Consider the following 20,300-nt stretch of genomic DNA (forward strand, 5'->3'; position numbering starts at 1 on the left):
AGATGTGTATAAGAGACAGTCCTAGATTCATGCTTACATGCGGAAGACGCCGAACCGCCCCTGCTCGACAGGCGCGTTCATCGAGGCCGAGATGGCGAGGCCGAGCACGCGCCGCGTGTCCACCGGGTCGATGATGCCGTCGTCCCACAGCCGCGCACTCGCATAGTAGGGATGGCCCTGGCGCTCGTACTGCTCGCGGATCGGTGCCTTGAAGGCCTCTTCGTCCTCGGTGCTCCAGCTCCCGCCACTCGATTCGATACCGTCGCGGCGCACGGTGGCCAACACGGAAGCGGCCTGTTCGCCGCCCATCACGCTGATGCGCGCGTTCGGCCACATCCACAGGAAACGGGCGCCATACGCGCGGCCGCACATCGCGTAGTTGCCGGCGCCGAAGCTGCCTCCGATCACCACCGTGAACTTGGGCACGTGGGAGCAGGCCACCGCGGTGACCATCTTGGCGCCGTCTTTCGCGATGCCGCCGTTCTCGTACTTGCGGCCGACCATGAATCCGGTGATGTTCTGCAGGAACACCAGTGGCACGTTGCGCTGGTTGCACAATTCGATGAAATGCGCACCCTTCTGCGCGGATTCGCCGAACAGGATGCCATTGTTGGCGACGATGCCCACCGGGTAGCCGTGGATATGCGCGAAGCCGGTGACGAGGGTCTTGCCGTAGCGCGCCTTGAACTCGTGGAACTCGGAGTCGTCGACGATACGGGCTATCACCTCGCGGATGTCGAAGGGACGGCGCGTGTCTTCGGGGATCACCCCATAGAGTTCCTCCGCGGCGAAGCGGGGCTCCAGGGGAGCCCGAACCGCCAGCGGCACCTTCTTCACCCGGTTGAGCGAACCGACGATATCGCGCGCGATGGCCAGTGCGTGCGCGTCGTTCTCGGCGAAGTGATCGGCCACGCCGGATACCGAGGTATGCACGTCGGCACCGCCCAGCGCTTCGGCATCCACGACTTCGCCCGTGGCGGCCTTCACCAGGGGCGGACCGCCGAGGAAGATCGTGCCCTGTTCGCGGACGATGATCGTCTCGTCGCTCATCGCAGGCACATAGGCGCCGCCCGCGGTGCACGAGCCCATCACCACGGCGATCTGTGCGATGCCCTGGGCGCTCATCCGCGCCTGGTTGTAGAAGATGCGGCCGAAGTGCTCGCGGTCCGGGAAGACCTCGTCCTGCAACGGCAGGAACGCACCACCGGAATCCACGAGGTAGATGCAGGGCAGGCGGTTTTCCATCGCCACTTCCTGCGCACGCAGGTGTTTCTTCACGGTCATCGGGAAATACGTGCCACCCTTGACCGTGGCGTCGTTCGCGAGCACCACCACTTCCTGGCCCATGACGCGGCCGATGCCGGCGATGACACCCGCCGCCGGCGCGGCATCGTCGTACATGCCATGCGCGGCGAGTGGCGCGATTTCCAGGAAGGGCGAGCCGGGATCGAGCAGGGCGCGGATACGTTCGCGAGGCAACAGCTTGCCGCGCGCGACGTGTTTTTCGCGCGCCTTCGCCCCACCGCCTTCGGCGGTGCGCTTCAACGTCTCGCGCAGGTCGTCGGTCAGCGCGCGCAGGCGCAGGCTGGCCGCCTGGAATTCCGGGGAGCGGGTATCGAGCTGCGATTCGAGAATGGGCATGAGGGCTTCGCGCTGGGACGAAACGAGCATCATAGCCGGGGCGGCCGTCACGCAAACGCTGCATCGCGCCAATACATGGCGTGGAATAAAAACGGCCACCCTGAGGTGGCCGTCTCGTGTTTCACCGAAGAAAGCGAAACGCTTACTTCTTGGTGTCGTCCGTCGCGTTCTTGGCGTTGTCGGCGGCATCCTTCGCCTGGTCAGCCGACTTGTCGGCCTGATCGGCGGCGTTGGAAGCGGCGTCCTTCGAGGCCTCCGGCGCGCCACCGGCGGTCGAGGCCGAAGCGGCGGCCTGGGCCTGCGCGGCGGCATCCTTGGCCTGGTCGGCGGACTGCTGAGCCTGGTCGGCAGCCTGGGAGGTTGCGGCATTCTGCGACTGGTCGGCGGCCTGCTGGGCCTTGTCCGCCTGCTGTTGCGCATCGGCGGCCGACTTCTGGGCGTCCTGCGCGGAATCCTGCGCGCCGTTGCTGCAAGCTGCCAGAAGCGCGACGAGCGCAGAGGCGAGAAGGGTACGCGTCAAATTCATTGTGTTTCTCCTTAACCGTGGAATGCCGTTAGGCGGCGTATTAATAGCTCAGTTATGGGTGCTTAGCTACCGATCGCGCCTTTTCGCTTCAGGGCGCATTAAAGCCCATGGACATGGCGTGATCGTTTCGAAACGACCGCCTCACGTATCGACGCCGGGTTCACGCCAGTTCGATGGCGATCGCCGTTGCCTCGCCGCCACCGATGCACAGCGCGGCGACACCTCTTTTTGCCCCACGCGCCGTCAACGCATTGAGAAGGGTCACGACGATGCGCGCGCCGCTTGCACCGATGGGATGGCCGAGGGCGCACGCGCCGCCGTTGACGTTGATCTTCTCGCGCGACACGCCGAGTTCGCGCATCACCGCCATCGGTACCACCGCGAAGGCCTCGTTGATCTCGAACAGGTCGACATCGTCGGTGGTCCAGCCGGCCTTCGCCAGCACCTTGGAAATGGCACCCACCGGCGCGGTGGTGAACCATTCCGGTTCCTGCGAATGCGTGGCGTGGGCCACGATGCGGGCCAGCGCGGTAACGCCGCGGGCCTTCGCATCGTCCGCCGAAAGCAAGACGAGCGCGGCGGCGCCATCGGAGATGCTCGACGAGCTGGCGGCGGTGATCGTGCCGTTTTCCTTGCGAAACGCCGCGCGCAACGTGGGGATCTTGGCCACGTCCGAACGACCGGGCTGTTCGTCCTCGGCGAAATCCTGCGCGCCCTTGCGACCCTGCACGGTCACCGGCACGATCTCGTTGGCGAAGGCGCCGGATTTCTGCGCGGCCTGCGCGCGCTCGACCGAACCGATCGCGTAGGCATCCTGTTCCTCGCGCGTGAAATGGTACTTGTCGGCGCACTGTTCGCCGAAAACGCCCATGGCCTTGCCGTCGTAGGGATTGGTCAACCCGTCCCAGGCCATGTGATCGACCAGCTGGCCGTCGCCATAGCGGATGCCCGTGCGTGCGTTGACCATGTGCGGCGCATTGGTCATCGACTCCATGCCGCCGGCGACGACGACCGACGCCGAGCCGGCCTTGATCAGGTCATGACCGAGCATCAGGGCCTTCATGCCCGAGCCGCACACCTTGTTGATGGTGGTGCAGCCGGTGGACGTCGGTAGCCCGGCCTCGAGGGAGGCCTGGCGCGCCGGCGCCTGGCCCAGGTTGGCCGGCAGCACGCAGCCCATGATGACTTCGCTGACGTCGGCCGGGGCGATGCCCGCGTGCTCCAGGGCCGCCTTGATGGCGATGGAGCCGAGCTTCGGCGTGGGCACGCCGGTGAACTGGCCGAGGAAGGAACCGATGGCGGTGCGCTTGGCGCCTGCGATGACGATGTCGGACATGGGGACTCCGTGATACTCGGATGGCCGCCCTTTCCGGGCGGAAAACCCATTGAGTATCGCAGTGGGGCCGGGGCGGGGGCAATCTGCGCCGCCGCAGGCGGTTTCACACGGGTGGCACAAGGGGACCGGGGCCCGGGAGACGACCCCCCGGTCCTGCGACCCGACGCACGCTTTCCTGCGCCCGCACCGCGCCTTTCCGCAAGGTCTTGTGGCAACATCTGCCCAGGTGCGCCCACGGATCGCGGGCGCAGACATTGACGTCAGACCAGGGGACAACATGAATACGATGCAGATGCCGCGTCGGCGCGAACTCGCGCTGGCCGTTTGTGTGGGTATCGGCCTGACGGCCTGCGGCGGTGGAGGGAGCGGAGGCGTCAGGAGCTCCAACATCCCTTCCGTGCCGTCGAACAACATCCCCTCGGTGCCGTCGAACAACCTGTCGGACGTACCGTCCTTCAACATCCCCAAGCCGCCCTCCATGGGCGCGACGATCGCCCAGCCGCCGGTGGACGTGCAGCTGACGGCGACCAACGTCAAGCCCGCCCACGACGCGGGATTCACGGGGGCCGGCATCGTCATCGGCATCGCCGACTCCGGCGTGAACGCCTCGAACCCCGCGCTGGCCGGTCGCGTGGGCGCGGAATACATCTACGTCGACCCCGCGACGAACAACGTGGCGGTGGACGATGTCGTCGGGCACGGCACCATCGTGGCGGAGATCGCCGCCGGACGTCCCTATGGTTCCTTCGTCGGTGGCGTGGCGCCGGATGCCTCGATCGTCTCGGCACGCATCATCGCGGACAAGGCACCTGTCGACGACGGCTCGGGCCAGGGCAACAAGGTGACCTCGGCCGATCCGTTGGGCGACGTGAACGACAAGCTCGTCGTCACGTCCGGCGCCCGGATCGTCAACAATTCCTGGGGCGGGTTGTACTGGGATCCCGCGGACAAGGACACCACGGCGAATTTCGCGACGGCGTACTTGCATGCCTCGATGGAACACGCGCTCTTCGTGTTCGCGGCAGGCAACGAGGGCAGGGACAATCCCTCGACCGTCGCCGCGTTGCCGAGTCTTGTCCCCAGCCTGGAGAAAGGCTGGCTGACCGTCGTCGCGCTGGACAGCAACCACGTCGACCAGATCGCTTCGTATTCCAACCGTTGCGGTATCGCGCAAGATTATTGCCTTGCCGCGCCCGGTGCGGTCGTGGTCGTCGCACCGAACGCGACCACGGGCCAGGCGACCTACGTGTATGGAGCCGGCACGTCGTTCGCGGCACCACAGGTTTCCGGTGCCGCCGCGGTGGTGATGTCGGCCATGCCTGGCCTGTCCCTCGACTCGGTCCGGCAGGTTCTGCTGGGCACGGCGGATGATCTGGGTGCGCCAGGTCCGGATGCGGTGTATGGCTATGGACGCCTGAACCTCGGGCGCGCGATCCGCGGCCCGGCGAAGTTCGATTGGGGCGACTTCACCGCCGGTGTCTACGGCCACGACGCCGAGTTCGCCAACGACATATCGGGTGCCGGAGGCCTCCGCGCCCTCGGTGATTCCCATCTCACCCTGAGCGGCAGCAATACCTACCAGGGGATGACGCTGGCGGGATCGAGCATCACCCTCGAAGCCATGCATGGCATTCCAGGCGCATTGACGGTGCAGGACAGCGCCACGGCGATCGTGCATGGCGACATCGGTGGCGACGTGAACGTGTCGGCTACCTTGCAGACAGCCGATACCTCCACGCATGTCACGGGCAACTATGTGCAGACGTCCACGGGACGGCTGTCGCAGCTGCTGGGCGCGCCGCTCATCGTTTCGGGCACCGCCACGCTCGCCGGCGAATTCCACGTCGCCGGCGCGGTCTCCGGCTATGTTCCGACGTCGCACCAGCAGGTGCTCACGGCCAGCGCGATCTCGGGAGGCTTCTCGACGACGACGAAAGCCAACGGCGTCTTTCTCAACGCGACCCTTCAGTACCTGCCCGCCGAAGTCTGGATCGATACCACGACGCTCAGCGTGAGCCAGGTCGCCAGCACGAGCATGAGCCAGTCCGCCGCCGCGCAGTCGTCCGCCCAGCGGCTCGACGGCGCGTTCCAGCAGATCGACCGGAGCCTCACCAGCACGTCGGCCGGGAGCACCTCGTTCGCGACCGGCACGCTGGTCGCGGCGGGCGGCATTCAGCAATCGGCGAACACCCGGGTCGCGCAGGCTTCGCTGGAGTCGCTGTCCGGCCAACTCTACGCGGCGAGCACGGCCGTCACCCTCGCGGGTATCGAGGCGGGTAACGATGCGCTGATGAGCCACCTCGATCACCAGGGTGCGGGCGGCGCGTGGATGCAATCGTTCAATGGGCAGGGCGGCCTGAGCCGCGGCGGTTTCGGCAACGTCGGGTTCAACCTGGATGGCGGCCTTGCCGGTAACGACGTTCGCCTGGGCGCGAACGGTTTCGCCGGCGTGGCGGTGGCGCAGATGCGCAGCACCGGCCAGTTGTCGAACAGTTTCGATCGCCAGCGCAGCCGGTCCACGGAGGGCATGCTGTACGCCGGATCGCGTGGCGCGAACTGGTATGGCGTGGGGCGTCTCGGCTTCGGCAACTTCCGCGGCAATACCCAACGCCTGCTGCGCTTCGGCGACCAGGCCTCCTTTGCCGGCGGAGACAACACCGGTCGTTACAACGTCGCCTATGGCGAAGTCGGCTACCGCACGGACGCGGGTGCGTTCTCGCTCACGCCGTTCGCCAACGTGGAGTACGCCAGCATTCGTCGCGACGGCTTCCAGGAGTCCGGCGGCGAAGGCTTCGGACTGAGCGCCAACGGGCAGGTCACGTCGCGCTGGCAGGCGGGGTTCGGCCTGCGCGCAGGGGCATCGTGGCTTACCTCGATGGGCAAGCTGCGGCTCGATGCGAAACTGGGCTGGCAGAATGCGTTCGCGACGAAGGGCGAGGTGTTCTCGGCACGTTATACGGGCATCGCGCAGTGGGCGCCGGTCGACGGTATCGGCCTCTCGCGCCGCGCCGGCACCGCCGGCATGACGCTGGGCTGGGACGTGAGCGAGCGCACGCAGGTGGGCTTCGATATCGACCAGCGCTTTGCCGATCGCGACCATTCACGCTCGGCCAGTGCCACGTTCCGCATGGCTTGGTAAGCGAAGCAAGGAAACGGCGGGAGCCACCCAAGGTGGCTTCCGATGAAGGTGGGAGCCGACCTTGTCGGCGATCCCGCGGCAGCGGGCCAGGGTATGGCAAGCACCCATCGCCGCTGAAGCGGCTCCCACAAGGGCATCGGGTAGACCGGTTAGGAATGGACCTGGTGGGAGCCGACCTTGTCGGCGATCCGCGGCAGCGGGCCAGGGTACGGCAAGCACCCATCGCCGACAGGGTCGGCTCCCACCTTAAGCAGGTCCCACCTTAAGCAGTTCCTACTTTAAGCAGGTCCCACCTCAAGCGGTTCGTCTATCTTTACGATTTGCCGTGGAAGAGTTCGCGGCCGATCAGCATGCGGCGGATCTCGTTGGTGCCCGCGCCGATCTCGTACAGCTTCGCGTCGCGGAGCAGGCGGCCGGCGGGGAACTCGTTGATATAGCCGTTGCCGCCCAGCGCCTGGATCGCCTCCAGCGCCACCTTCACCGCATTGGTCGATGCATTGAGCAGGCAAGCCGCCGGATCGATGCGCGACTTCACGCCGTTGTCGAATTGCTGCGCCACCATGTACGCGAAACCGCGCGACGATTGCAGCGCCGTGTACATGTCGGCGACCTTGGCCTGCATCATGCCGAACGTGCCGATCGGGGCGTTGAACTGCTTGCGCTCGCGCACGTACGGCAGCACGAGGTCCATGGCTGACTGCATGATGCCGATCGGGCCGCCGGACAACACCAGGCGCTCCGTGTCCAGGCCGCCCATCAGCACGCGCACGCCTTCGTTCACTTCGCCCACGATGTTTTCCGCGGGGATCTCGCAGTTGTCGAACACCAGTTCGCAGGTGTTCGATCCGCGCATGCCGAGCTTGTCGAGCTTCTGCGCCGTGGAGAATCCCTTCATGCCTTTCTCGACGATGAAGGCGGTCATGCATCGGCTGCCAGCGGGGCGCGGCGCCGTCCGCATGTACACGAGCAGCACGTCGGCGTCCGGGCCGTTGGTGATCCACATCTTCGTGCCGTTGGCGACCCAGGTGTCGCCGACCAGCTCCGCATGGCAGCTCATCGAGCCGACCACGTCCGAGCCCGCGCCGGGCTCGCTCATGGCCAGCGCGCCCACCCATTCGCCGCTGGCGAGCTTGGGCAGGTACTTGCGTCGCTGGGCCTCGTTACCGTTGTGGTAGATGTTCTGCACGCACAGGTTGGAATGCGCGCCATACGACAGGCCGACCGACGCCGAGGCGCGCGAGATTTCTTCCATCGCGATCATGTGGGCGAGGAAGCCCAGGCCCGAACCACCGTATTCCTCGGGAACCGTGACGCCGAGCAGGCCCATGTCGCCGAACTTGCGCCATAGATCTTCGGGGAACACGTTCTCCCGGTCGATCCGGTCCGCGCGCGGCGCGATCTCCTTTTCGGCGAAGGCGTGCACGCTTTCGCGCAGGAGGTCGAGGTCTTCACCGAGGGAAAACGGGCGCATGCGTGGAACTCCGGAGGATGCGGGAAAAGCGGCCCATCGTAGCGCGAGGGCACGTCCAAGCCACGGCGCGACGCAGCAATCAGATCGGTGGAAGGGCGGCGATACGGTCGTGTACGCGCACCAGCAGCAGGCATTGGCGGTCCACCAGACGCACCGTCTCGACCGGTCCGGCGGCCTGCGCGGCGGCATCGACGACCAGGTCCGGCGTGCCGAGCAACGGTGCCGTCGTACCGTTCCTGACGTGTTCGGCAAGCGTGGCGAAGCCGTTGGCGACGCGGTGGGCCAGCCTTTCCACGGCGTTCGCGTCGTCCACGGCCAGGGCCTGGCGATGGGCGCCGAGGGTGGACAGGTGCGACAGTCCGGCCTGGAGGGCCGCAAGCAGGCGTAACGCGCGCTCGCCCCGCTCGCGGGAATGGCCGGGCTCGCCGAGCAATTCGGCCACGTTCCCCGCCACCGCCGCCTGCGTGGCGTGGGCGTCGCGGCGGGCGATGCGGTAGGCCAGGTCGTCGGCCTTGCCGGTGGCGTACTGGCCCGCGATCGCTTCGAGGTAGCGCGCATACGCGTGCAAGGTGTCCGCGGCGATGTCTTCCAGGCGGCGTACCCGCCAGTCCGGCAGCACGAAGCGGATGACGACGGTGGCGACGAAGGCCCCCAGCAAGGTGTCGAGCAAGCGGGGACCGATGGCGTCGTAGCCCGCGCCCGCCAGGTCGAAACAGAGCAGGACGAAGATCGTGATGACGGCCGTCGCCAAGGCGTAGCGTCGCAGGCGGAAGGCGAAGAACGCCACGCCCGTGGCGACCAGCACCGGTAATCGCCAATCGCCGCCGGGAAGCAGGCGAAGCATGGCCCATCCCGCGAACAGCCCCGCCATCGTGCCGGCGATGCGCTGCATGGTGCGGCGCTGGGTTGCCCCGTAGCTGGGCTGGCAGACGAACAGCGTGGTGAGGAGGATCCAGTATCCGTGGGTCGGATGCAGGAGCAGCATGAGGCCGTAGCCCGCGAGCATGCCCGTCGCCAGGCGCACGGCATGGCGGAAATGCATGGAGCGGCGATCGAGGCGGACGCGGATGCGCGCGAAGGCATCGGCGAACGTATCGGGTTCGCTGTCCTGCAAGGCGATGTCGGTACCCTCGCGCAGGCTGCCTTCGTCCTCGATGCTGGCCAGCAGATGTTCCATGTTGGTAAGCAGCGCGGACAGCGCGTCGTCCAGGGCCTGGCCGGGCGGATCGCTGCGGCGCCGGTAGGCGATGGCCTCGCGCACGTCGTCGAGCGCGGCTCGGGGCAGGGCCATCGGGCCCATGGGCGCCACGCGGCGGATGGCATCGGCACGCTCGCGACAGGCGCTGGCCTGCAAGCGGAGGAGGCGGCCGAAACGGAACATCAGGTCGCTGTGGTAGAGCGCCGCCGCCAGTTCGTCATAGGGATAGTGTGACGAACTGACTCGTTCATGGATGTCCTGGGCGGCGAAGAACATGGCCAGCCGCGCGGCGGAACGGCCGCGCGGTTGACGCCTTCCGATGCGATCGAGCAACGCGGCGCGTGCCGCCGCCAGCGCCTCCACCGTTTGCAGGTTACGCCGGGAAAACTCCACGGCCAGCTTTTCACGGTCGAGACCCCGCACCGGTTCGAACAATGCCGCCTTCGCTTCCATCAACTCAGCCAGGGATTCGAACAACCGGGCCAGCGCGTGGCGTACCGCGCGCTGTGGCGCCATGGCGCTCCACAGCAGGGAAAGAAGGCCATACCACGCCGCGCCGGCGAGGATGGCGGCGGTGCCGCGCCAGTCGCCGGGGGCGGCGGTCGAGGCGTCGGATGCGATCATCGTGTAGACCGAGAGGATCAGCGTGGCCGTGGCGATCGTCGCGTAGCGTCCGCTGGCCGCGCCCAGCATCACCAGCACGAAGGTGCCGGCGGCAAGCAACAGGGCGAACAAGGGAGGATGGCCGATCGACGCCTTTACCACGCTTGCCGCGCCGGCGAAGCAGACGAGGGTGACCAGGAGTCCCCGCAGTCGTCCGCGCCAGGCATCGTCGGTCTCGGCCAGGGCGCAGGCGATGGCGCCGAGCAGGGCGGGCACGAGCGACTCGACGGGGCCGGCGAGGGTGCACCATGCGGCGATGCCGGTCAGCGCGAGGAAGACACGCGCGACATCGGCGAAGCGATCGGATTCGGCGAGCTGGCGGAGGGGGCGCATGACCCTAGCTTAGCGGCATGGGATCGGCGCTATCGCGATAGCGCCGCTGAAGCGGCTCCCACAAGGGCTTGCGGTGACTCGTGGGGGAGCCGCTTCAGCGGCGATGCTCTTTCCCCATCCCGCCAAGGCCTTCAACAAAGCCCACCATTCACCGCGAGGACTTGCCGCGTGATGTACCCGGCCTCCGCGCTCACCAGGAAACGCACCGCCGCGGCCACTTCCTCCGGCGTTCCGGTCCGTTCCATCGGGATCGCCTTGAGGATCTGCTCCACCGGCACCTCCGGTTCGAGCATGTCGGTGTCGATCAGGCCCGGCGCGACGCAGTTGACGGTGATCCGGCGCTTGGCCAGTTCCACGGCCAATGCCTTCGCGGCGCCGATCACGCCCGCCTTGGAGGCACTGTAGTTCACCTGGCCACGGTTGCCGATCAGGCCCGACACCGAGGTGATGCATACGATGCGCCCGGGCGCGCGCCGGCGGATCATCGGCATCACCAGCGGATGCAGCACGTTGTAGAAACCGTCCAGGTTGGTCCGCAGCACCTGGTCCCAATCCTCGGACGTGAGCCCGGGAAAGGCACCGTCGCGAGTGAGGCCCGCGTTGCAGACGACGCCGTAATAGGCGCCGTGCGCGGCGACATCGGCTTCGAGAGCGGCCGCCGATGCGGCGCGGTCCGAGATATCGAATTGCAGTATCCGCGCGGCACGGCCTTTCCCTTCGATATCCGCCTGCACGGCTTCGGCTTCCTCGCGCCGCGAACGGCAGTGCAGGACGAGGTCGTAACCGGCGTCGGCGAGGTTCATCGCGATGGCGCGGCCGATGCCGCGGCTCGAGCCGGTGACGAGGATGGTATCGGTCATGGTGGGGTTCCCCTGGAATCGAGGCTGTTGCGTGGATCGAGGAAGGGCGCTGGATCGGGCGGGCTGAAAACGGTCAGCCGGGCCTCCGCGTGCATGCCCGGCGCGTCGATGCGACAGGTGAAGGCACCCATGCCGTCGTCGTCGTGGAAGTTGCGCACGGCTTCGACAGCCAACCGGGTGCCCGGTGGAAAGGCGTCGACATCCGCGCGATAGGCGCGCGTGCCGAGCAGGAATCCCGGCCTCACCGCGCCACCGGCCGTCAGTACCTGGCACCCGTTCCATGCCGCGATGGCCTGGGCCATGAGTTCCACGCCGGTCCAGGCGGGAAGGCCGGTGGCCTGGACGAAGGCGTCGCCAGCACGTACGACCCGTTCGCACACGATGCGTTCGGCGTCCCATTCCACGACGCGGTCGAGCAGGATCATTCTGCCGGCGTGCGGGAGCAATCGATCGATGGACCAGGGGATCATGTCGCGTCCGCCAGGATCAGGCTCGCGTTGTTGCCGCCGAACGCGAACGAATTGCTCATGAGGTGGCGGCGGCCCGCCGGCAGCGTATCGCCGATTCGCGTGAAGGCGAGGGACGGCAGTGCCGGATCGGGCTCGCCGTCCCATACATGCGGGGGCAGGCGCCGCCACGGGTCGGTGAGCGCGAGCCAGCAGAACGCGGCTTCCAGGGCACCTGCGGCACCCAGCGTGTGCCCGGTCAGCGCCTTGGTCGATGAGCAGCGCACGGGACGCGCGAAGGCGGTGGCCATCGCGTGGCTTTCCATCGCGTCGTTGTGCTCGGTGGCGGTACCGTGCAGGTTCACGTAGTCGACGCTATCCGCGGCGATGCCCGCCGTCGACAAGGCGCGGCGCATCGCTTCGCTGGCACCGCGCCCATCGGGTTCGGGCGACGACATGTGGTGGGCGTCCGAACTGGCGCCGCCGCCGAGCATGACGACCGGCGCGGCGTCACGGGTCATCAGGAACAACGCGGCGGCTTCGCCGATGTTGATGCCATCACGCGAACGGGAGAACGGCAGACAGCGTTCGGGTGCCATGGCTTCCAGTGCATGGAATCCATTCGTGGCGAGGCGGCAAAGGGTATCGGCGCCACCGCAGATCACCGCATCGCACAGGCCGAGCCGAAGGAGTCGCTGCGCGCTGAGCAGGGCGCGTGCGCCCGAGGTGCACGCGGTGGAAATGCCGTAGCAGGGGCCGGCGACGCCCAGCCACTCGGCAAGGAAGGCGGCCGGTGCCCCGAGTTCCTGGTCGCTGTAGCGGTAATCGTCGGGCCATGCGCCGTCCACGCCACGCGCGGCGATGCCGCGGGTCGCTTCCTCGATGCCGGTGGTGCTCGTGCCGACGACCACGCCCACGCGGGCGACTCCGAAGCGGGCGATCGCGGCACGGATCTCCGTTTCGATTTCCCTGGCCGCGAGCAGCAGCAAGCGATTGTTGCGCGTGTCCCGCCCCTCCATGCCGGCGGGTACGGGCGGCAGTTCCGCCGTCACTTCGCCCAGCGGCATGGTGCGCGCGGGCACCCAGCCATCGAGTGGCCGGAGACCGTGTGTGGATGCGTGAAACAACGCATCGGCCACCGCGGCCTTGCCCGCGCCCAGCGAACAGGCCACGCCGAGCGCGTTGAGGTACGTCGTGTTCATGCCGGGGAGAGCGGCTTGCGCGCGGCCACGTTCACCAGGGTTTCCTCGCGCTCGCCGGGCGGGGGCGGCGCCTTGATGCCCCAGCGTTCGAGCAGGCCGAAATCCTTCGACCGGCTCCACCAGAGGTAGGGCAGGGAAATATTGCTTTGGTCGAAGACAAAACCCCGGGCGCGCAGCATCGCCATGTATTCATCGGCGCTCTTCTGCACGTGCATGGGATGGCGAAAGAACCAGCGGATCACCCAGGTGTCGATATAGGCGCGCGTGGATTCGGCGAAGAGCAGCAGTCCGCCCGGCTTCAGTACGCGCCAGAATTCGTCGAGGGCGCGTTCCTGTTCCACCAGGTGATGGAAGGTCTGGTGGCAGAACAGCACGTCCACGCTGGCATCGGGCAGGTCGATGCTGGCGCAGTCGCCGAGCATCAGCTTCGCCTCGATGCCTTCGCGTTCCGCTTCCCGGGCCGACAAGGCGATGCTGTGCGGGTCGGCGTCCAGGCCCACGATGCGGGCGGGTGCGAAGGCATCGCGCAGCAGGCGGAACGAGCGGCCCTGGCCGCAACCGACATCGAGCAGGGTGCCACCTCGTGGCAGCGGCTCGCCGGCCAGTCGTTTCAGGTCGTTGATGGCGACCCGTAGCACGTGGTGCTGCCAGGTATGCGTGCGCAGGAAAACGAAACCGATCCGGGTTTCCTCGACATAGGTGGCGCTGGCGTACTTCATGGCGTGCTTCCCGCGGAGCGGCGTGCGAGGCGACGATCGACGTCGTCGGTGAACACGGCGGGCGAGACCAGTTGCATCTCTCCGTCGACGAGGCTCACCGCGACCTGGATGGTGCTGGCACGGGTGAGGCGCTCGCCGCTGGCGGCATCGCTCAACGTGTAGTGGATCTTCAGGCGGTTCTGCCACTCGACCAGTTCGGCGCGCACGCGCAGGATCTGTCCGAAGCGTGCGGCGCGGGCATAGCGCAGTTGCAGGTCGATGATGGGCCAGGCGTAGCCGGTCTCCTTCATCCGCCTGTAGTTGTGGCCGATATCGTCGAGCAGCGCGCAACGCGCGATCTCAAGGTACTTCACGTAGTGGCCGTGCCAGACGACGTCCATGGAGTCGACGTCGAAGAAAGGGACGGTCACTTCGATCTCGGCGGCGAGGATGCCGCTAGCGCGCATGGGTTGCTCCGTTCGTCTCGTGCCAGTACGGGTGGAAATTGAACCATTGCAAGGGCGCCTCGAGGCAACGCTCGCCGAGCCACGCGGCATAGTCCGTCACCGACCTGGCGATGGCCGCGTCGCGCGACCCGCGTTCCCAGCCGGCGGCATCGGCGAAGCGGCGCAGGTGGATGCGATAACGGCCCCGATGTTTCAGGCAGCAAACGAGGTTCACCGGGCAACGCAGCATCGCCGCCATCAGCCACGGGCCTTGCGGGAAGGCCGCGGGGGCGCCGAGGAAGTCCGCGTCGACGACGCGGCCGCCATGTTGCGGCACGCGGTCGCCAGCGATGGCGATCCATTCGCCCCGCTCCAGCCGCTGCGACAGTTCCAGCATCGCGGAGGTGTCCAGGTCGCCCACGTGCATCAGGCGCAGCCGCTTGTCGCCCGATTCGCCAAGCAGCCGGTTGAAGTGCGCGGCGTTGGGCAGGTGCATCAGGACGTTCAGCGCCACGCCCTCGCCGAGTTCGGCCATCGCACGGCATACGTCGAGGTTGCCCAGGTGGGTGCAGACCAGCAGCTGCCCGCGCCCACCGGCCAATAGCGCATCGCGCACGCCATCGGGATCGTCCATGTCGATCGAGGCGAGGCGCAGCTTGCCGCGCCAGACATCGAAGCGGTCGAGCATGCATTCGCCGAAGGCCAGGTACTGGGCGAACACGGCACGCGAACGTGGGAAGAGGCCGGCGCGCCCGCTCCATGCGGCGAGGCGCCGCTGGTAGTCGCGCACGTTGTGTCGCGCCGCGCGCCCGGTGACGAAGAAGTACAGCACGATCAGCTGGATCACGGGCGTGACCACGCGCCGGCCGAGTAGCCGCACGGCGATGGCGGTGAGCTTGATGCCGAGGAAGTTGCCGCGCTCCTTCTGCGCCGCCCAATGCACGTTCGCCGTCGCTTCAGGCATGGGTGGCATCCAGGCGAAGATGGGCCGAGGAGACGGCTGCGTCGTCCATGCGATAGGCGAAGTGAAGGCGCGCGGTATCGCGGTCGTGGCGCAGGACGAGACGGACCCGGTCGCCGGGGCGGAGCAGCCGCTGGAACTTCAGGCCGTCCACGGCACGGCAAGTGCGTGACGTGCCGAGCTGCGGCGCGGCCAGGTCGAGCGCCCAACCGACCTGCAATACACCGGGCAGCACCGGCGCATCGGGGAAGTGGTCCGCGAAGCAGGCGAGGTCGAGCGGCAGTTCGAGGTCGATCGTGCAGGTGTCGCCTTCGCGGCGCTCGCCGAGCACGATGGGAGTCTCGGGCAAGGGGGCGCGCAGCAGCGCATCGACGCCGGGCGGTTCCGGCAGCGTATCGACGAAGCGCCAGACCAAGGGCGTCGACAGGGCGTCGTCACCGGCCGCGTACTGGCCGAGCTCGTTGACCAGGCCCTCGCGGCCGTGACGAAGCAGGGCCAGCCGTCCAGCGGTGCCCAGCGCGACCACCATGCCCGGACCCCGTTTTCCGGCATACCCACCCGCCGCCGCGGCGACCCATGGATGCGAGGCGAGCCGTCGCGCCGCATCGTCCATCGGCGCCTTGTTGATCCGCCGGCGAAGGCGCTGGCGGAGTATCCACTCGCCCAGGAACAGCGCGCCCATGACGGAATAGGCGAGGATGCCGTTGTAGAACGTCCACCATGAAAGCGGCCCCCACTCGGCGAGCACGCCGGAGGCGGTGCCGTTGAGCGCGAAGAACGCCACCCATACCCAGGTCACCCGGCGCGTATAGCGGACGGCCACCGGTGGCAGGTCCGGTTCGCTCACCCGGGCGATGCGCTCGATCATCGGCGGTCCGTATTTCAGGCTCAGGCCGAAGGCCGCCAGCAGCAGGGCGCAGATCAGGCTGGGGTACCAGCGCAGCAGGTGTTCTTCGCCGCCGAAGGCGAGCACCGCGCAATAGACCAGGGTGATGCCGAGCATCCAGCGCCCGCCTGGCTGGCGCAGGAGCGCGGGGGCGCGGACGAGCCAGAGGCTTCCGAGGATCAAGCCGAAGACCGGCGTCGACACGTGATCCATGCCGAAGTACACGATGAACGGGTACAGCACGCCGACGATCAGGAGGACGAGGTCGCTCAGCTTGCGCATGCGGGCCCACTCGCCTGGACGTAGAGGGCCAGGCTGCGCACGGTTTCGAAATGGCGCCGCGCGTCGCGCGAATCCGATGCGATCTTCAGGCCATAGCGGTTTTGCAGGGCGAGCGCGAGTTCCAGCGCATCGACCGAATCCAGCCCGAGGCCCTGGCCGAAAAGCGGCTGGTCCGGGGCGATGTCGTCGACGCCCAGGTGTTCCAGGGCGAGCGTGTCGATGATGAGGCGGGCGATATCCCGCTCGAGGTCGTTCATGCCTTGAGTTCCCTGGCGTAGAGGGCGTGCAGGTGTTCGTTGAGACGTCGGGAGGCTATCGGCGCGGGAGTACCTTCGCTGAAGCCCTCCACGGGAATGTCGTCACCCACGCGCAGATGCATGCGCACGCGGCGGTGCGGGACGCGATACCACGGCTCGGCCTTGGTCAGCGTGGTGGGCCGGACGCTGATGAACACCGGCGTGACCACCCGCGCCCCGCGAACGGCGATCGCCGCCGCGCCACGGTGGAACACGGGGAATTTTCCCGGCGTGGTCCGCGTGCCTTCGGGGAAGACGATCAGCGTCTGTCCTTCGCGCAGCACGTCGGCCGCGCGCTCCAGCATGTCCGCGCTGCCGTCGTTGCTGATGTACTGCGCGACGCTCACGGGCCCGCGCATGCAGGGGTTCTTCCAGAGGCTGTGCTTCACGATGCAGTTGGCATCGGGCACGTGGCCGATGAGGTAGACCACGTCGATCAGCGAAGGGTGGTTGGCGACGATCATCTGGCCGGGGCGGCCCAGCTTCTCCAGGCCTTCGAAGGAATAGTTCACCACGCCGGTCCGGTACATGAACTGGGCATGCAGCCAGAAGGCGTGGCCGACCGTGCGCCGGGCGCGCCGCCGGCGCACGGCGGGCGGCCCTGGCCAATGCAGGACCACGGGCAGGATGAGCAGCCGCAGCAGCACGCCGCCGACGCCGAACAGCGCGAAGCTGAGCGCGGTGAAGACGAAGCGCCACGCCCAGGCGTCGCGGCGGCGGCTCACGCTATCGGCTGCCAGGTCCATCGTCGTGTCTTCCACGGGTGGTCGAGGGTCGCACCATGGTGCAGGGCGCGGACGAAACGCAAGGCGTGCGGCTCACCGGCCGCCGGCGTGGCGCCGGTGTTTTCACCGAGCGACAGGCGCCAGCGCGGTCCGTCGCCCGCCAGCGACACACGCAGTGCCAGCGTATACGAGAAGGGCACGTCGTCGATCCACCCGTCGTAGGCCTTGGCGGGGAGCTCTTCGGCGACGACCACGATGGCGGCGGAAGCGCCCTCGGCCAGCAGGGTCGCGGCCTCCACGACGGCGTGCTCGAAGGTGTCGTCCTCGCCGGCGATGGCCACCGATTCGCCGCGCTGGCCGCGCAGGATGGACCATTGCCCGGCGATGGCGTTGTGCACGGACAGGCCGAACCGCGTCGGTGACAGCGGGGCTTCGCGGCCGATCTCGTCGAGCATGGCGAACGTATGGGTGGTTTCGCCGTGGCGAGAGGCGAACACGAAAGGCAATTGTTCGTCGTCGCCGCACAAGGGCCACGCGGTGTGCATCACGATGCGCGCCAGCCTGCTGAGACGGCGGCGCTGCATCGCCGGTACGAAATCGCAGGCGGGCTGTTCGCCGCGATCGACGACGGGGTGCGGAGCGGCGGCCCATGCTGCCCAGTCGGCGGCGTCGTCGATGCCCGGCGCCCAGGCACGCCACGCGTCGATGTGCAGGTCGATCATGCGTTGTCCCCGTCGAAACGGCGGATCACCAGCGCGGCGCAACTCCCGCCGAAGCCGAAGGTGTTCGAAAGCAGGCTGTCGATGCGTGCCGCGCGTTCGCCCTCGATGAGCGGAGCGTCGGCGAAGGCGGGATCGCGTTCGCGTGGCGTGGCACCGCCAAGCAGGACCTCCCGTTCCATCATCGCGATCGCGGCGATGGCATCGAGCGCACCCGCGGCGGCGGGCGCGTGGCCGATGAGGCCCTTGATCGACGACATCGGCGGCACCGGGTGGCCGCGATCGCCGAAAACGCGGCGCAGCGCCTCCCATTCGGCGAGATCGCCCGCGACGGTGGCGCAGGCGTGCGTGTTCACGTAGTCCGGCAGGGTGCCGGCGAGGTCGATGGCCTGGTGCATGGCTTCCGCCATGCCGTCCGCGGCGGGGCTGATCATGCCGTCCGGATCGGAGGCGGCGCCGTAGCCCGCCATCTCGGCGAGGATCGTCGCTCCCCGTGACAACGCGTGTTCCAGCGATTCCAGCACCAGCACGCCGGCGCCGCCGCCGAGCAGGATGCCGTCGCGGTCGATGGCGTAGGGCGTGGACACGCGCTCCCCGGCCACGCTGGTGGAGGAAAGCGCGTTCATCACGTCGAAGCACATGGCGGCCTTGTCATGCAGTTCCTCGGCCCCGCCACACACCACGATGTCCTGGCGGCCGAGCTGGATCAGTTCCATGCCCTGGCCGATCGCGTGCGTGGCGCTCGTGCAGGCGGAGCCGACGGTGAATCCACGGCCGCCGAATCCGAACGCATGGGTGAGCGTGGCCGATACCGCGCTGCCCATGCTGCGCGGCACGATGAAGGGTGACAGCCGGGATATCCCCTTGGCGTGGAAGACATCCAGGCCGGCCTCGTACTCGCTCAACGCCGCGGCACCGCCCATGACGATGCCGACATCGCGTTCGCGCACCCGCGCCTCGTCGAGCTTCGCCTCGGCCAGTGCTTCACGCGTGGCGTGCCAGGCGAACTCGGCCGCCTGGGGCAGGTAGCGGCGCAGCTTGCGCGGTGGCGGCTCCAGCGCGGACAGGTCGACGGGCGCGGCGACCCGGCAGCGCATGCCTAGCGCCTCGAAGTCGTCCCTGTGACGAAAGCCCGCACGGCCCGCGCGCAATCCCTCGAACAGCGCATGCCGGCCGGCGCCGAGGCAGGACACCGCGCCCATGCCGGTGACGACGACACGCCGCATCAGCGATGCGCCTTGAAGATGAGCGAGGTGTTGATGCCGCCGAAGGCGAAGTTGTTGTTCATCACGTGGTCGGTCTGGATGTCCCTTCCTTCGCCGGTGAGGTAGTCCAGTGCCGCACACTCGGGGTCGGGCGTGTCGAGGTTGATCGTCGGGGCGAACCAGCCGCCGCGCATCATCTCGATCGCCCACCAGGCTTCCAGCGCGCCGCAGGCGCCCAGCGTGTGGCCGACGTAGCTCTTCATCGAGCTGATCGGCACGCCGGCGCCCAGCACGTCGGCGGTGGCGTGGCTCTCGGCCACGTCGCCGCGATCGGTGGCGGTGCCATGCGCGCTGACGTAGCCGATCGCGGAAGCCGGCAATCCCGCATCCGCCAACGCCAGGCGCATGGCGCCCGCCATCGTTTCCCGCGTGGGTTGGGTGATGTGCGCGCCGTCGGAATTGGTGCCGAATCCGACGACTTCGGCATAGATTCGCGCACCGCGCGCCAGTGCGTGTTCGTATTCTTCGAGGATCAGCGTGGTCGCGCCTTCGCCGACCACCAGGCCGTCGCGCCTGGCGTCGAACGGTCGGGGCGTGAGTTCCGGCGTATCGTTGCGGGTGCTGGTGGCGAACAAGGTGTCGAACACGGCCGCGCCCGGGCCGGAGAGTTCCTCGGCGCCACCGCACAGCATCAGCGTCTGCTTGCCTTGCTGGATCGCTTCGTAACCGTAGCCGATGGCCTGGCTTCCCGAGGTACAGGCGCTCGAAGTGGTGATCACCCGGCCCTTGAGGCCGAAGAACACGCCCACGTTCACCGCCGTGGTGTGCGCCATCATCTGGATGTAGCTGGTGGCGGTCACGCCCTGCATCGAGCCGGTTTCCAGCATGTGCCCCACGGTACGGGCCGGCTCGATACTGCCGCCGGACGAGCCGTAGGCCACGCCCATGCGGCCATCGGCGATGCGCTCGTCGTGAAGCAGGCCGGCATCCGCGAGTGCGCGTTCGCTGGCGGCGACGGCCAGTTGCGCCACGCGGCCCATCGAACGCACGTGCTTGCGCGACCAGTGCGTGGGCAGGCTGAAATCGTCCACCGGTGCGCCCAGGCGGCCGTTGAGCTTGTCGAAGTAGTCCCACTCGCCCATCCGGCGCACGGCGTTATGGAACCGGCGCAGGCGCGCCTCGATGCCGGCCCAGTCGTGGCCAAGCGGCGTGATGCCGCCGATGCCGGTGACGACGACGCGTTTCATCGTGCGATTCCCCATGGAAT

Annotated in this window: 18 protein-coding genes; 1 reads left to right on the top strand and 17 read right to left on the bottom strand. The window is 67.9% G+C overall.

Annotated features, from left to right (window positions below):
* Positions 1-33: 33 nt before the first annotated feature.
* From ACR9ZJ_RS09925 to ACR9ZJ_RS09935, 3 genes are all read right to left on the bottom strand, one after another.
* Complete coding sequence (locus tag ACR9ZJ_RS09925) at positions 34-1,641, bottom strand: carboxyl transferase domain-containing protein (RefSeq protein WP_481281033.1); 1,608 nt, start codon at positions 1,639-1,641, stop codon at positions 34-36.
* 142 nt (positions 1,642-1,783) lie between these two features.
* Positions 1,784-2,167 (bottom strand): hypothetical protein, encoded by a 384-nt coding sequence (locus tag ACR9ZJ_RS09930; RefSeq protein WP_481287660.1) that lies wholly within the window; start codon positions 2,165-2,167, stop codon positions 1,784-1,786.
* Positions 2,168-2,327: 160 nt separating this feature from the next.
* Positions 2,328-3,503, bottom strand: a complete 1,176-nt coding sequence (locus tag ACR9ZJ_RS09935) for a thiolase family protein (protein WP_481287661.1) — start codon at positions 3,501-3,503, stop codon at positions 2,328-2,330.
* A 277-nt stretch (positions 3,504-3,780) separates the two neighbouring features.
* Here ACR9ZJ_RS09935 and ACR9ZJ_RS09940 point away from each other — a divergent pair, with 277 nt between their 5' ends.
* On the top strand, positions 3,781-6,642 hold the full coding sequence (locus ACR9ZJ_RS09940) for a S8 family serine peptidase (RefSeq protein WP_481287662.1): 2,862 nt from the start codon (positions 3,781-3,783) through the stop codon (positions 6,640-6,642).
* Positions 6,643-6,955: 313 nt separating this feature from the next.
* Here the strand turns inward: ACR9ZJ_RS09940 and ACR9ZJ_RS09945 are convergent, their stop codons facing one another.
* From ACR9ZJ_RS09945 to ACR9ZJ_RS10010, 14 genes are all read right to left on the bottom strand, one after another.
* On the bottom strand, positions 6,956-8,113 hold the full coding sequence (locus ACR9ZJ_RS09945) for an isovaleryl-CoA dehydrogenase (protein WP_481281029.1): 1,158 nt from the start codon (positions 8,111-8,113) through the stop codon (positions 6,956-6,958).
* Positions 8,114-8,192: 79 nt separating this feature from the next.
* Positions 8,193-10,307 (bottom strand): YccS family putative transporter, encoded by a 2,115-nt coding sequence (gene yccS / locus ACR9ZJ_RS09950; RefSeq protein WP_481287663.1) that lies wholly within the window; start codon positions 10,305-10,307, stop codon positions 8,193-8,195.
* A 131-nt stretch (positions 10,308-10,438) separates the two neighbouring features.
* Entirely contained in the window at positions 10,439-11,167 is a 729-nt protein-coding gene (gene fabG, locus ACR9ZJ_RS09955) for a 3-oxoacyl-ACP reductase FabG (RefSeq protein ID WP_481287664.1), read from the bottom strand.
* Positions 11,164-11,637 (bottom strand): hotdog family protein, encoded by a 474-nt coding sequence (locus ACR9ZJ_RS09960; RefSeq protein ID WP_481287665.1) that lies wholly within the window; start codon positions 11,635-11,637, stop codon positions 11,164-11,166. The genes fabG and ACR9ZJ_RS09960 overlap by 4 nt, the downstream gene beginning before the upstream one ends.
* Positions 11,634-12,815, bottom strand: a complete 1,182-nt coding sequence (locus tag ACR9ZJ_RS09965; RefSeq protein WP_481287666.1) for a beta-ketoacyl-ACP synthase — start codon at positions 12,813-12,815, stop codon at positions 11,634-11,636. The genes ACR9ZJ_RS09960 and ACR9ZJ_RS09965 overlap by 4 nt, the downstream gene beginning before the upstream one ends.
* Positions 12,812-13,534 (bottom strand): class I SAM-dependent methyltransferase, encoded by a 723-nt coding sequence (locus tag ACR9ZJ_RS09970; RefSeq protein WP_481281025.1) that lies wholly within the window; start codon positions 13,532-13,534, stop codon positions 12,812-12,814. The genes ACR9ZJ_RS09965 and ACR9ZJ_RS09970 overlap by 4 nt, the downstream gene beginning before the upstream one ends.
* Positions 13,531-13,980: an acyl-CoA thioesterase gene (locus tag ACR9ZJ_RS09975; RefSeq protein WP_481287667.1), complete on the bottom strand. Its 450-nt coding sequence runs from the start codon at positions 13,978-13,980 to the stop codon at positions 13,531-13,533. The genes ACR9ZJ_RS09970 and ACR9ZJ_RS09975 overlap by 4 nt, the downstream gene beginning before the upstream one ends.
* A complete protein-coding gene (locus tag ACR9ZJ_RS09980) occupies positions 13,970-14,923 on the bottom strand; it encodes an LpxL/LpxP family acyltransferase (RefSeq protein WP_481287668.1) in 954 nt (317 codons plus the stop codon). Before ACR9ZJ_RS09980 ends, ACR9ZJ_RS09975 begins: the two co-directional genes overlap by 11 nt.
* Positions 14,916-16,088: an ApeI family dehydratase gene (locus ACR9ZJ_RS09985; protein ID WP_481287669.1), complete on the bottom strand. Its 1,173-nt coding sequence runs from the start codon at positions 16,086-16,088 to the stop codon at positions 14,916-14,918. Before ACR9ZJ_RS09985 ends, ACR9ZJ_RS09980 begins: the two co-directional genes overlap by 8 nt.
* Positions 16,076-16,345: a phosphopantetheine-binding protein gene (locus ACR9ZJ_RS09990; RefSeq protein ID WP_481281021.1), complete on the bottom strand. Its 270-nt coding sequence runs from the start codon at positions 16,343-16,345 to the stop codon at positions 16,076-16,078. Before ACR9ZJ_RS09990 ends, ACR9ZJ_RS09985 begins: the two co-directional genes overlap by 13 nt.
* Complete coding sequence (locus ACR9ZJ_RS09995; RefSeq protein WP_481281020.1) at positions 16,342-17,130, bottom strand: lysophospholipid acyltransferase family protein; 789 nt, start codon at positions 17,128-17,130, stop codon at positions 16,342-16,344. The genes ACR9ZJ_RS09990 and ACR9ZJ_RS09995 overlap by 4 nt, the downstream gene beginning before the upstream one ends.
* Entirely contained in the window at positions 17,106-17,831 is a 726-nt protein-coding gene (locus tag ACR9ZJ_RS10000; protein ID WP_481281019.1) for a beta-ketoacyl synthase chain length factor, read from the bottom strand. Before ACR9ZJ_RS10000 ends, ACR9ZJ_RS09995 begins: the two co-directional genes overlap by 25 nt.
* Positions 17,828-19,054, bottom strand: a complete 1,227-nt coding sequence (locus tag ACR9ZJ_RS10005) for a beta-ketoacyl-[acyl-carrier-protein] synthase family protein (RefSeq protein ID WP_481281018.1) — start codon at positions 19,052-19,054, stop codon at positions 17,828-17,830. The genes ACR9ZJ_RS10000 and ACR9ZJ_RS10005 overlap by 4 nt, the downstream gene beginning before the upstream one ends.
* The gene (locus ACR9ZJ_RS10010; RefSeq protein ID WP_481287676.1) at positions 19,054-20,280 is read right to left on the bottom strand and encodes a beta-ketoacyl-ACP synthase; all 1,227 of its coding nucleotides are present in this window, start codon (positions 20,278-20,280) and stop codon (positions 19,054-19,056) included. The genes ACR9ZJ_RS10005 and ACR9ZJ_RS10010 overlap by 1 nt, the downstream gene beginning before the upstream one ends.
* Between the last annotated feature and the right edge of the window lie 20 nt (positions 20,281-20,300).

Source organism: Luteibacter sp. KNZ12-1A (genome assembly GCF_056755675.1).